Source organism: Hansschlegelia beijingensis, assembly GCF_014196425.1.
GTDB lineage: Bacteria > Pseudomonadota > Alphaproteobacteria > Rhizobiales > Methylopilaceae > Methylopila > Methylopila beijingensis.
On record NZ_JACIDR010000001.1, the window covers coordinates 869124 to 881630 of the forward strand.

The following is a 12507-nucleotide window of genomic DNA, read 5'->3' on the forward strand; positions in this document are numbered from 1 at the left end:
AAGGAGCACGACGTGGCGATCCAGAACCCGACAGCAGACGCCCCGCAGCCGCCTCAGCCGAAGCAGCAGCAGGACATGCCGGGACACACCGGCGACATGCGTCCTCGTCCTGACCACGGCGAGGAAAGCTACCGCGGCTCCGGCCGGCTCAGCGGGATGGCGGCGATCATCACGGGGGCCGACTCGGGAATCGGCCGCGCCGTCGCGATCGCTTACGCGCGCGAGGGCGCGGACGTTCTGATCTCGTATTACGACGAGCACGAGGACGCTCAGGAAACCGCGCGCTGGGTTGAAGAAGCCGGGCGCAAGGCCGTCGTGGTCGCGGGCGACATCAAGCAGGAAGCGCACTGCAAAGAGCTGATCGAGAAGGCGATGGCCGAGTTCGGTCGGCTCGACATCCTCGTCAACAACGCTGCCCACCAGGCGAGCTTCGAGAAGATAGAGGATATCAGCGCGGAAGAGTGGGACGTCACCTTCCGGACCAACATCTACAGCCAGTTCTACCTCTGCAAGGCAGCGATCCCGCGCATGAAGCCGGGCTCATCGATCGTCAACACGACCTCGATCAACGCCAAGAACCCGAGCCCGCACCTGCTCGCCTACGCGACCACCAAGGGCGCGATCGCGAACTTCACCGCCGGCCTCGCCGGCCTCGTGGCCGAGCAGGGCATCCGCGTGAACGCGGTGGCGCCGGGGCCGATCTGGACCCCGCTCATCCCCTCCACCATGCCGCCCGAGGCGGTGGAGAGCTTCGGCGAGAACACGCCGCTCGGCCGCGCGGGGCAGCCCGCCGAACTCGCGCCCGCCTATGTGATGCTCGCCTCCAGGGAAGCGAGCTACATCACCGGCGCCGTCATCCCGGTCACGGGCGGGCGGCCGATGCTCTAGCGGCTCAGGCCTTGTGAAAGAGGCGGCGGAGCTCGTCCTTCGCCGCCTCCAGCGTGGCGCGCTGCCGGTCGCTCAGGTTGGAGCCGGCGCGGTTGATGTGGAAGGTCAGCATCGACATCGCCGAGCGGTAGGGATCCGATTTCCGCCGCTTGCTCCGCTCGGCCGAGCGCTTCAGCGAGGCTGCGATATCGGCGGGATCGTCCTTGGTGAAAACGCCCTCCTCGAGGTCGAGCGCGTCGCTTTCACGGGTGACCTTCGCGGACCACCGATGGTCCTGATCCGCGCCTGCGTTCGAGCCTGACATCGTTCTTCCTCCACATCTGACCCCGGGGCGGTCGCGCACGCTGGTGGAACCCTCAGGCGGCCGTCGTGTTCCGGCCGGCTTCTCCCGGAGGATGGAGCCGCCGCGCCGCGATTCACGCTGCCCGGTGACGCCTCCAGCCGCCCTTCAGCTTCGATGTGGGATGCAGGCCGCCGTCGAAGGCTTCACCCCGCCACGAGATCAGAACGTCGATCGGCAGGCCGCCGCGCTGCGGGCGGAGCACCAATGGCGCGGGTATCGTCGGAGCATTGCAGCAGGTAGCTCTCCGCCAACGCGACGCTGCCCTCGGTGTAGCGAACGCCCATGGCCTGCGCGGTGGGCGTCTCGGCGTGCGACGCGACCCAGGCGGTGAGCAGGATCCGGCGGAGCAGCAGGAATGTCGGCATCATGGCCCGGTCCTCGGCCGAAATCGGCGCGACCTCGGCGTAGCCGCTGAGCCAGGCGTCCTCGAGCTCCGCTATGAACGGCTCGTGCTCCATGAAGCTGACGGCCGCAGCGAAGTCGTACAGGAACCAGGAGAAGCCGCAGTCGTCGAAGTCGATGACGCCGAGCCGGTCGCGGTCCACCAGCAGGTTGGCGAGCCGCAGATCGCCATGGATCAGGCCGAATCTCTCCGGAGTAGCCCCGTAGGCGCTGAGCCGCCGCCTCAGAACGCCCGCCGCGCGATCGAGGATGTCGCGGCCCTGGGGGTCGAGCCCGAGTCCATCGCGCCAGTCTCCCCAGAGCGGGCGATCGCCGAGCATGGCGTCGAAATCCCAGGTCTTGCGGGCGAACCGCGCCGGCGCCCGCCAATTGCGCGCGTGGTGGTGAAGCCGCGCCGTGATCTGGCCGAGCGACCGGAACCACGGGACGAGATGGGCGCCGGGCTCCGGCTGCTGGCCGCTCATGAACTCGAAAGCCGTGACGTCGCGCCAGCGCCCGCCGTCTTCGAAGCCGCCGAGGAGATCGCCGTTCTTCGCTCGCAGAGGCGCCGGGGTCTCGGCGACGTCGCTCGCCCGCAACGCTTCGATCCAGGCGAGCTCGGACCGGATCTCGGCGCTGCAATGATAGTCGGGCCGGTGGACGCGAAGAACGACCCGAGCGCCGCACTCGGTCTCCGCCAGGAAGGTGGCGTTCTCCGAGATCGCCAGCAGCCGGAGCGGGGCGTCGGGGCCAAGCCCCCACTGGGTCAGCGACCCGCGAAGCCTGCTCTCCAGCCGCGACACGGCGGCCTCGTCATACATGGCGGAACCTGCGCCCTGGCCTTTGATGGGCGAGATCGCGGATCGTCGGTCGCCGGGATGATCTTGAAAGCTTCATGCGTCAGGACATGCGAGCGGGGGAGGGAGGCGAACGATAGCATGCCGCCCTCCGGGGTTCGCCGTTGGGGCGTCGGCCATGCAGCCGATCGGGCTGAACGTGGCCACGGGCCGCTATCGTCATCAGGAGCGGGCGCTGCTAATCAGCTTGGGAGGCGCGTTCCCGGCGCGGTCGCGTCGACGTCATCCGCGAGAGCCATGGCCAAAGACCCGCTTTTTCCTCGTCCCGTCGACGACGCGCTCGACGCCTCCCGCCGCTACGGCGAGTCGATCGAGTCGAACTACGCCGGCGCCGTCTCCTTCCTGCGCCGGCCTTATGCGCGCTCCGCCGAGGGGTTCGACGTCGCCGTGTGGGGCGTGCCCCTCGACACCTCAGTCTCCAACCGGCCCGGGACGCGCTTCGGGCCACGCGCCATCCGCGAGGTGTCGACGATTAACGTCGGAGACCCCACCTATCCGTTCCAGTTCGACATCTTCAGCGAGCTCGCGGTGGCCGACACGGGCGACTGCTCGCTGGATTACGGCCGGGTCGATCAGATGCCGGCCGCCATCGAGGCGCAGGCGGCGGCGCGCCTTGCGACCGGAGCGCATCTCGTCACCCTCGGCGGGGATCACTTCCTCACCTACCCGGTGCTGAAGGCGCTGGTCGCCCGCATCGGGCGCCCCGTGGCGCTGGTGCAGTTCGACGCCCATCAGGACACCTGGGACGACGACGGCAGCCGGATCGATCACGGCACGATGATCACCCGCGCGGTCCGGGAAGGGCTGATCGTTCCGGAGCGCTCCATCCAGATCGGCATCCGCACGAACGCGCCGCAGGATTGCGGCCTGTCCATCGTTGACGGCCTTCTGGCGCAGGAACTCGGTCCGCTGGCGACCGCGAGCCGCATCCTCGGCCATGTCGAGGACACGCCCGTCTACGTGACCTTCGACATCGACTGCCTCGATCCGGCGTTCGCGCCCGGAACCGGGACGCCGGTGTGCGGCGGGATCTCCTCCAGCTTCGCGATCTCCTGCCTCAGGCGGCTTGGCGCCCTCGACCTCAAGGGCTTCGATGTCGTCGAGGTCTCGCCCCCATACGACCACGCCGGGATCACGGCGCTCGCCGGCTGCACCATGGCGCAGATGTATCTCGGCCTGCTCGCGGAGCGGAAGCGGATGGGCAAGCAGATCGCGCCCTGAGGAGAGGAAGGCCCATGCGCCAGATCCGTCTCATGACCGCCGCCGCCCTCGCCATCGCGGTCTCCGGCTGCGCGGGAGAGAAGCTCTGGATGAAGCGCGGGGCAGGGCCGGGGGAGGCCAACGCCGACGAGATGTCGTGCGCCGAGGAATCCGAAAGCCGCGCCAGCATCGTCATCGGGGACGGTCTGGGCCCCGGCTTCGGGCCGGCGACAGACCGCTTCAGCCAGCGTTTCGCCTGCCTGAGGTCGCGCGGCTACCGACTGGTGACGATCACCCCCGAGGAGAGCGCGCGGCTGGAGAGCCTTGGCGGGATCGAGCGCGAGGCCTACTGGAGCGAGCTGCAGCGCAAATACGGCGTCGCGCCCTGACGCGGTCAGGCGTTTTCCGCATCGGCCGTCAGGGCGTCACGCAGCGCGCGAACGTCCTGGTTGAGGCGCTTGAGCTCGGGGATCTTCATTCCGGAGCGCGCGAGCAGGGTCATCGGCACGCAGGCCGCGCGCTCCTGAAGGGCCCGTCCGGCGTCGGTCAACTCGACCAGCACCTGCCGTTCGTCTTCCGCGCTGCGACGGCGCGCCACGAGCCCCGCGCTTTCCAGCCTCTTGAGCAGCGGCGTGAGCGTGCTCGACTCCAGCATCAGCCGTTCCGCGATGTCCTTCACGGCCAGCCGGTCCTGCTCCCACAGGGCGAGCATGGTGAGATACTGCGGGTAGGTGAGGCCAAGCTGGTCGAGCGCCGGTTTGTAGGCGCGATTGATCGCCAGGGCCGCCGAATAGACGGCGTAGCAGAGCTGGTCCTGCAGTTTGAGGCTCGGTGAGTGGGGCACTTTCAGTCTCCGGGGGCGGCCCCAAGATAATGCATATCGCGATAATAATCTGCATGGCCGCCATGCGCCGTGACAGGTTGAGAAAGTTATCGCGATAATGAAATAGTCGACATCGAAGCGGGCGGCGGAGCCGCTCCATCAAAGGAGGCTGACATGAAGGCGCTTTATCAGACCGAGGCCATCGCCACCGGCGGCCGGACGGGCACCGCCGCAACCACGGACGGCAACCTCAAGGTCGATCTCGTCACCGCCAAGGAACTCGGCGGGCCCGGCGGCGCGGGCACCAATCCCGAACAGCTTTTCGCGGCCGGCTACTCGGCCTGCTTCCTCGGCGCGCTGAAATTCGTGGCGTCCAAGGAGAAGGTGAAGATCCCGGACGACACGACGGTCGCCGCCAAGGTCGGCATCGGGCCGCGCGATGACGGGCAGGGGTTCGGCCTCACCCTCGCGATCAAGGTCACGATCCCGGGCCTCGATCGCGCCCAGGCCGAGGAACTCGCCGCCAAGGCGCACGTGGTCTGCCCCTACTCGAACCTCGCCAAGGTCGGCGCGGACGTCGACGTTTCGGTGGCGTGAGGCCTGCAGCGTCCGGCCCGCGTCAGGCGGGCTGGACGCGCGTTACTCGAGACGGGCTCAGGCGACCGCGACGTCGAGGCCGAGGTCGAGCGTCGGCGCGGAATGGGTGATGCGCCCGACCGAGATCAGGTCCACACCCGACTCGGCGATCGCCACGACCGTGTCGAGCGACACGTTGCCGGACGCCTCGGCCAGCATCCGGCCGTCGATCCTCTCGACAGCCTCCCGGAGAACCGCCGGCGACATGTTGTCGAGCAGCACCACGTCCGCGCCCTCGGCGATGACCCGGTCAAGCTGCTCCAACGTGTCGACCTCGATCTCGATCTTCAGGAGATGGCCGGCCGAGGACTTTGCGCCGCGCAGCGCAGCCTCGACGCCTCCGGCGACGGCGATGTGGTTGTCCTTGATCAGGATCGCGTCGTCGAGCCCGAACCTGTGGTTCGAGCCGCCGCCGCAGCGCACCGCGTATTTCTCGAAGATCCGCAGTCCGGGCGTGGTTTTCCGCGTGCAGCAGATCCGCGCCCTGGTGTGGGCGATGAGGTCGCCGTAGCGGGCGGTCTCGGTCGCGACCCCCGACAGATGGCCGAGGAAGTTGAGCGCGGTGCGTTCGGCCGAGAGCACGGCTCGCGCCGGCCCCTCAATGCGCGCGATCACCTCGCCGGCCGTGAGGCGGGCCCCATCCTCGACCTCGGCCTTGAACGAGATCGCGGGATCGAGCGAGCGGAACGCGGCCTCGGCGAGCTGCAGGCCGGCGAGGCGCCCGGTCTGGCGGGCGGCGATCACCACTCGCGCGACGGCGCTCGCCGGAATGGTCGCGGCGCTGGTGATGTCGCCGGCGCGGCCGAGGTCCTCCGCGAGGGCGGCCTCGACCGCGCGACGAACCGCGATCGGATCGAGCGGCGCGGGCGCAGTCACGAAGCGGCCATCCGGGGTTCCGCCGCCGGGGGAAGCCCCGCGAGAGCATCTGCGAGCGTGAGCGTTGAGCGGCGCGCCAGCGCCTCGACCGGCGCATCATGATCGGACCGGAAGTGCGCGCCGCGGCTTTCCTTTCGCCGCTCGGCGGCCACCGCGACCAGAAGCGCGGACGTCGCCATGTTCCGCAAGTCTGCGCTCTCGGCCTTCCGCCTGATGTCGTCAAACGCCGTGATCGCCGCCGCCAGACGTCCGCCGTCGCGCACGACGCCGACCGCGTCGGTCATCCACCGCCGCAGCGTGGCCACAGCGGCGTCGTCAGCCTTGACGCATCCCAGAGCCCGCGTGGTCGGCGGTCGGGACGAAACCGGCGCGCTAGGAACGACGCCAAGGATGTCCTCCGCGATCCGGGACGCGAACACGACGGCCTCGAGCAGCGAGTTGGACGCCAGGCGGTTCGCTCCATGCGCGCCCGTCGAAGCCGCCTCGCCGCAGGCCCAGAGGCCGTCGACCGAGGCGCGCCCGTTCGCGTCCACGAAAACACCGCCCATGTGGTAGTGCGCCGCCGGGGCGACCGGAATCGGCTCCGACGCGGGATCCAGGCCGGCGGATCGGCAGGCCTCATACACGGTGGGGAAGCGGCCGGCGAAGGCCGAGCCCACGCCCTCCCGCGCATCAAGAAAGGCGCCGCCCGAGCGCGCCGCCTCATAGACCGCACGCGCGACGATGTCGCGCGGCGCGAGGTCGAGATCGGGATGGACGCCCTCCATGATCCGGCGTCCCGCGCGATCGATCAGGATCGCGCCTTCGCCGCGCAGCGCTTCGGTGGCGAGCGGCGCCGGATCGCGCCCGATGGCGATCGCCGTCGGGTGGAACTGAACGAATTCGAGGTCCGCCAGCAGGGCGCCGGCGCGCGCCGCCATGGCGAGCCCGCCGCCGCGCGCCTCCACAGGGTTGGTCGTGACGGCGTAGAGATGCCCGACGCCCCCCGAGGCGAGAACGACCGCCCGCGCGGAGAGATGGAGCGGCTTTGCGGCATGGTCGCCCAGCGGGCGCGCGGAGACGCCCGTCACGAACCTCCCCTCCATGACGAGGTCTTCGGCGACGAAGCCCTCCAGCACGCGGATCGAGGGAGTGTTGCGCACCGCCGTCACGAGCGCAGCCATGATCGCCTTGCCGGCGAGGTCGCCATTGACCCGCACGATCCGGCGCTGGCTATGCGCGGCTTCGCGCGACAGCAGCAGCTTGCCCTCGAGGTCGCGGTCGAACGGGACGCCGTAAGCGAGCAGGTCTGCGATGCGCGCCGGCGCCTCGCGGGTCATCAGCGCCGCGACCGCGTCATCCACGATGCCGGCGCCGGCCGCGATCGTGTCGGCTGCGTGGGCTTCCGCGCTGTCCCCGAGACCCACCGCGGCCGCGATCCCGCCTTGCGCCCAGGCGGACGACGCGCCCGCGCCGAGCGGGGCGGCGGCGATCACCGTCACCGGTCGCGGCGCGAGCTTCAGCGCGCAGAACAGCCCGGCCAGCCCTCCGCCGACGATGACGACGTCGTCGACGCCGCGCCAGGAGAGAGGGGCGAGATCGTCCGGATCTACGAGGTCGGGGGCGTCAGTCATGGGTTTCACCCGTCACCCCGTGGGCCGCGGCCCAATCCGGGATCGTCGCGAGATGAAGCGCCGCGGGCTCAGCCCCGGCTCTCGTGGGGCTTGAGACGCTGGTCGCCTAGATCTTCAGGTTCACCATCCGCTCGACGCTGCGGCGCGCGCGGGCGGCGATCACCGGGTCGACGAGCACCTCGTCGCGCATGTGCAGCAGCGAATCGAGGATCGCCGGCAGCGTGATCCGCTTCATGTGCGGGCAGAGGTTGCACGGCTTGATGAACTCGGTCTCCGGCGCGTCGGCCATGACGTTGTCGGCCATCGAGCACTCGGTGATCAGCGCGACCTTCTTCGGCTTCCGCTGCTTGACGTAGTCGGCGAGCTTCGCCGTGGAGCCCGTGAAGTCGGCCTCGGCCAGCACGTCGGGCGGGCACTCCGGATGGGCGAGGATCGTGATGCCGGGATTGTCCGCCCGGTAGGAGCGCAGCTCTTCGGCGGTGAAGCGCTCATGCACCTCGCACGCGCCGTTCCAGCTGATGATCTTCACCTTGGTCTGCGAGGCGATCCAAGCCGCGAGATACTGGTCCGGCAGGACCATCACTTCCGGCGCGCCGAGCGACTCCACCACCTGCACGGCGTTGCCGGAGGTCAGGCAGATGTCGGCCTCGGCTTTCACCTCCGCGGTGGTGTTCACATAGACCGCCACCGGCACGCCGGGGTGCTTCTCGCGCAGCGCGCGAACGTCGGCGGCCGTGATCGAGGTGGCGAGCGAGCAACCGGCGCGGCTGTCCGGAATCAGAACCGTCTTTTCGGGGTTCAGGATCTTGGACGTCTCGGCCATGAAGTGCACGCCGCACTGAACGATGACCTCGGCGTCGGTCTTGGTCGCCTCGCGGGCCAGCTGGAAGCTGTCGCCGACGACGTCCGCCACGCAATTGTAGATCTCGGGCGTCTGGTAGTTGTGCGCCAGGATGACGGCGTTGCGCACTCGCTTGAGCTCGTTGATCGCCTTGACGTAAGGCGCGAAGAACGGCCATTCGACAGGCGGGATGACCGTCTTGACGCGTTCGTAGAGGTGGGCGGTTTCCGCTTCCACAGCCGGCGTCCATTCCAGGGACGGCGCGGCCACAGGGGCGAACTGACGTGGAGCCCGGCCGGACGGGGCGGCAGGCTTCAGGAGCGCGGCGGCGGAAGGGGACATGGCGTCCTCCGGCAAGTGCCCATTATGCTCATTTCGAGCATAACTATGATAGTTGCCCGGGGACACGATTTGAAGCCCCGGCGCCAGTTAAATATGCATTGGCCCGCTCGATCATTTGGCGCGCCGCCCTAGCGCGCGCCGGTCATCTGCATTCGCGATGATCGGGATCACGTAGTTTCATCGCACCCGGCCCGCGTTTGGATCTAATGGTGCGGGCGCATCTCACGCGCCGCGCCAGCGACCGGGCTCGCCATGACAGTTCGCCAGCTTCAGAGTCCCCGAGGCCCGACCTCGCTGCTTGTCATCCTGTGCGGCTGCGCGATCGCCTGCCTCACCTTCGGTCCGCGCGCGACCGTCGGTCTTCTACTGACGCCGATCTCGGAGACGAATGGGTGGGGGAGGGACGTCTTCGCCCTGTCCTTCGCCATCCAGAACCTGCTTTGGGGGATCGGCCAGCCTTTCGCCGGCGCGGTGGCGGATCGTTTCGGAACGCGTCGCGTGCTCGCCGCGGGCGGGTTGCTCTACGCCGCGGGCCTCGCCCTCATGCCGCTCTCGGCTTCTCCGGGCGCGATGCACATCACCGCCGGCGCGATGATCGGGCTCGCGCTTTCGGGGGCGTCCTTTTCGATCGTGATCGGCGCCTTCGGCAAGCTCCTGCCGGCGGAGTGGCGCACCATCGGCTTCGGCCTCGGCACCGCGGCGGGTTCTCTCGGCCAGTTCCTTTTCACCCCGTTCGCAGCGGCGCTGATCTCCGCCTATGGCTGGCAGGCGACCGTGCTCGTCTTTGCGGCGCTGATGCTGCTGGTGGTGCCGCTGTCCCTGCCGCTCGCCACACGCGCGGCGCAGCCGGCATCAAGCGGACCAGCGGCCCGCACCCAGTCGATCGGCCAGGCGCTGGGCGAGGCGTTCCGCACGCCGAGCTACTGGCTTCTGGTCATCGGCTTCTTCACCTGCGGCTTTCATCTCGCCTTCGTCACCGCCCATCTGCCGCCGTTCCTGCTCGACAAGCATATCTCCGCCTCCGTGGGCGGCTGGACGCTCGCCCTGGTCGGGCTGTTCAACATCGCGGGGTCGCTGGGCTCCGGCGTCCTTTCGAGCCGCATGCCGAAGCGGCTGCTGCTGGCGGCGATCTACTTCGCCCGCGCGGTGCTGATCTCGGCTTTCGTGTTTCTGCCGGTGACGCCCGTGAGCGCGCTCGCGTTCGGCGCCGGGATCGGGCTGCTGTGGCTTTCCACCGTCCCGCCGACCTCCGGGATCGTCGTCACGCTGTTCGGGCCGCGATACCTCACCATGCTCTACGGCTTCGTCTTCTTCAGCCACCAGCTCGGCTCCTTCGCCGGCGTCTGGCTCGGGGGCGAGCTTTACGAGCGCACGGGCTCCTACGACCTCGTGTGGCAGATCGCGATCGCGCTCAGCGTCATGTCCGGCCTGATCAACCTGCCGATCCGTGAGCGGCCGGTGGCGCGGCTCGCCGCCGCTGCGGCGCCCGCAGAGTGACGCGGCCGATCCCGGCCCCTATCTAGGCCGAGGCCCAAGTCAGCGATCGAGGAAAAGATGTCCACCTTCCGCGCCCTGCGCATCGACAAGGCCGACACGGGCCAGACGATCTCCGCCGTCGACTTCGATGAAGCGGAGCTGATGGACGGCGACGTCGTCGTTCGCGTTTCGCATTCGACCGTGAACTACAAGGACGGGCTGGCGGTCACGGGCAAGTCGCCGGTGGTGCGCCGCTTCCCGATGATCCCCGGCATCGACTTCGCCGGCCGCGTGATCGCGTCGACGAGCGACGAGTTCGCCGAAGGCGACCAGGTCGTGCTCAACGGCTGGGGCGTCGGAGAGACCCATCTCGGCGGCTACGCCGAAGTTGCGCGCGTGAAGTCCGACTGGCTGGTGCCGCTTCCGGCGAACATGACTTCCGCGGAGGCCATGGCGATCGGCACCGCGGGCTACACGGCCATGCTCTGCCTGATGGCGCTCGAGCGCCACGGCGTGACGCCTGCGCGCGGGCCGGTGCTGGTCACAGGCGCCTCGGGCGGCGTCGGCTCGGTGGCGGTCGCGCTGCTTGGCGGCCTCGGCTACGAGGTCGTCGCCTCCACGGGCCGGCCCGAGGAGGCCGACTACCTCCGCGGCCTCGGGGCCTCCTCCATCATCCCGCGTGAGGAACTCGCCGCCCCGGGCAAGCCGCTGCAGAAAGAGCGTTTCGCCGGCGTGATCGACTCGGTCGGCTCCGTGCCGCTCGCCAACGCGCTCGCCCAGACCATGTCGGGCGGAGCGGTCGCGGCCTGCGGGCTCGCGGCCGGAATGGACCTGCCGACCAGCGTCGCGCCTTTCATCCTGCGCGGCGTCTCGCTGCTCGGCGTCAACAGCGTCACCGTCCCGAAGCCGATCCGCATCGAAGCCTGGAGCCGGCTCGCGCGCGACCTGGATCGCGAAAAACTGAGTGCGATGACCGAGACGGTCGGCTTCGACGACATCATCCCGACGGCCAAGGCGATCCTTGAGGGCAAAATCCGGGGCAGGGTGGTGGTCGAGATCTGAAGATCGTCGGCGTCGCGACCGGCGCGGCCGTGCGCCGGCCGCTGAACGCGTATAGACCTCCGGGCACGCATGCCGCTCCGAGCCAAGGCACGAGAAGATGACTGACACTGTGAACGTCGCCATCCTGGGCGCTTCCGGTTACACGGGCGCGGAGCTCGTGCGCCTTCTGCTCCGGCATCCGCGTGTCCGCGTCACGGCGCTGACGGCGGATCGCAAGGCCGGCCACGCCATGGCGGACGTGTTCGCGCAGTTCTCCGGCATCGAGCTGCCGCGCCTGACGTCGATCGGCGAGTTCGATCTCGACGCCGTCGACCTGGTCTTCTGCGCCCTGCCGCACGGCACGACGCAGCAGGTCATCGCCGACCTGTTCGCGCGCAAGCCGTCGCTCAAGGTGGTCGACCTGTCGGCCGACTTCCGGCTGACGGATCCCGCGGCCTATGAGGAGTGGTACGGCCACCCGCATCAGGCGCTGGAGCTCCAGGGCGGGGCGGTCTTCGGTCTCACGGAGCTGAACCGCGAGGCGATCAAGGCGGCGCGGCTGGTCGCCAACCCCGGCTGCCACTCGACCACGTCGATCCTCCCGATCATTCCCCTTCTGCGCGAGCGTCTGATCAACCCAGACGCGATCGTCATCAACTCCGCCACGGGCATGTCGGGCGCGGGACGGGGCGCGAAGGAGGAGATGCTGTTCTCGGAAGTCTCCGAGGGCGTGCACGCCTATGGGGTCGGCCGTCATCGGCACACGGCGGAGCTCGATCAGGAGTACGAGAAGGCCGCCGGACGCTCGGCGCGGGCGACCTTCACGCCGATGCTGCTGCCGATGAACCGGGGCATATACGCCACCATCACGGTGACGCTCGAGGCGGGAGCGACGGCCGAGGCGCTGCACGCCTCCCTGGCGACCACCTATTGGGGAGAACCCTTCGTGCAGGTCCTTCCGCTCGGCAAGGCGCCGCACTCCCGCCACGTGCGGGGCTCGAACAACGTTCAGATCGGGGTGATCGCCGACCGCGGGCCGGATCGGGCGATCGTCATCTCGACGCTCGACAATCTGGTGAAGGGCGCCTCCGGCCAGGCGGTGCAGAACATGAACCTGCTGTGCGGCTTCGAGGAGACCGACGGGCTCGGCCAGCTCGCCATCTTCCCCTGACGCCGCCTCCCCGTGGGCG

The 12507-nt window shown here is 69.2% G+C and carries 13 protein-coding genes; 7 read left to right on the top strand and 6 right to left on the bottom strand.

What is annotated here, in order from left to right; all coding sequences use genetic code 11:
* Window positions 1–75: 75 nt before the first annotated feature.
* On the top strand, window positions 76–888 hold the full coding sequence (locus tag GGR24_RS04080; protein ID WP_183394476.1) for an SDR family oxidoreductase: 813 nt from the start codon (window positions 76–78) through the stop codon (window positions 886–888).
* A 4-nt stretch (window positions 889–892) separates the two neighbouring features.
* On the opposite strand, the gene GGR24_RS04085 is transcribed toward GGR24_RS04080, so the two are convergent.
* Both GGR24_RS04085 and GGR24_RS04090 read right to left on the bottom strand, forming a co-directional pair.
* Window positions 893–1192: a DUF3175 domain-containing protein gene (locus GGR24_RS04085; protein WP_183393975.1), complete on the bottom strand. Its 300-nt coding sequence runs from the start codon at window positions 1190–1192 to the stop codon at window positions 893–895.
* Window positions 1193–1374: 182 nt separating this feature from the next.
* Window positions 1375–2433 carry a phosphotransferase enzyme family protein gene (locus GGR24_RS04090; RefSeq protein WP_183393976.1) on the bottom strand — a complete coding sequence of 353 codons (1059 nt, stop codon included), beginning with the start codon at window positions 2431–2433 and terminating at the stop codon, window positions 1375–1377.
* Between the two features lie 273 nt (window positions 2434–2706).
* Here GGR24_RS04090 and speB point away from each other — a divergent pair, with 273 nt between their 5' ends.
* Window positions 2707–3690, top strand: a complete 984-nt coding sequence (gene speB / locus GGR24_RS04095) for an agmatinase (RefSeq protein WP_183393977.1) — start codon at window positions 2707–2709, stop codon at window positions 3688–3690.
* 14 nt (window positions 3691–3704) lie between these two features.
* Entirely contained in the window at window positions 3705–4058 is a 354-nt protein-coding gene (locus tag GGR24_RS04100) for a hypothetical protein (RefSeq protein WP_183393978.1), read from the top strand.
* 5 nt (window positions 4059–4063) lie between these two features.
* On the opposite strand, the gene GGR24_RS04105 is transcribed toward GGR24_RS04100, so the two are convergent.
* On the bottom strand, window positions 4064–4519 hold the full coding sequence (locus GGR24_RS04105) for a MarR family winged helix-turn-helix transcriptional regulator (protein ID WP_183394477.1): 456 nt from the start codon (window positions 4517–4519) through the stop codon (window positions 4064–4066).
* Window positions 4520–4666: 147 nt separating this feature from the next.
* On the opposite strand from GGR24_RS04105, the gene GGR24_RS04110 reads away from it, so the two are divergent.
* Entirely contained in the window at window positions 4667–5089 is a 423-nt protein-coding gene (locus GGR24_RS04110; protein ID WP_183393979.1) for an organic hydroperoxide resistance protein, read from the top strand.
* Window positions 5090–5146: 57 nt separating this feature from the next.
* Here GGR24_RS04110 and nadC read toward each other — a convergent pair whose 3' ends face one another.
* From nadC to nadA, 3 genes are all read right to left on the bottom strand, one after another.
* Window positions 5147–6004 carry a carboxylating nicotinate-nucleotide diphosphorylase gene (gene nadC, locus GGR24_RS04115; RefSeq protein WP_183393980.1) on the bottom strand — a complete coding sequence of 286 codons (858 nt, stop codon included), beginning with the start codon at window positions 6002–6004 and terminating at the stop codon, window positions 5147–5149.
* Window positions 6001–7617 (bottom strand): L-aspartate oxidase, encoded by a 1617-nt coding sequence (locus tag GGR24_RS04120; protein ID WP_183393981.1) that lies wholly within the window; start codon window positions 7615–7617, stop codon window positions 6001–6003. Before GGR24_RS04120 ends, nadC begins: the two co-directional genes overlap by 4 nt.
* Before the next feature lie 106 nt (window positions 7618–7723).
* The gene (gene nadA / locus GGR24_RS04125) at window positions 7724–8800 is read right to left on the bottom strand and encodes a quinolinate synthase NadA (RefSeq protein WP_183393982.1); all 1077 of its coding nucleotides are present in this window, start codon (window positions 8798–8800) and stop codon (window positions 7724–7726) included.
* 252 nt (window positions 8801–9052) lie between these two features.
* Between nadA and GGR24_RS04130 the strand changes: the two genes are divergently transcribed.
* From GGR24_RS04130 to argC, 3 genes are all read left to right on the top strand, one after another.
* Window positions 9053–10297: an MFS transporter gene (locus tag GGR24_RS04130; protein ID WP_183393983.1), complete on the top strand. Its 1245-nt coding sequence runs from the start codon at window positions 9053–9055 to the stop codon at window positions 10295–10297.
* A gap of 57 nt (window positions 10298–10354) precedes the next feature.
* Window positions 10355–11338, top strand: a complete 984-nt coding sequence (acuI, locus tag GGR24_RS04135) for an acrylyl-CoA reductase (NADPH) (protein WP_183393984.1) — start codon at window positions 10355–10357, stop codon at window positions 11336–11338.
* A 97-nt stretch (window positions 11339–11435) separates the two neighbouring features.
* A complete protein-coding gene (argC, locus tag GGR24_RS04140) occupies window positions 11436–12488 on the top strand; it encodes an N-acetyl-gamma-glutamyl-phosphate reductase (RefSeq protein ID WP_183393985.1) in 1053 nt (350 codons plus the stop codon).
* Window positions 12489–12507 lie beyond the last annotated feature (19 nt).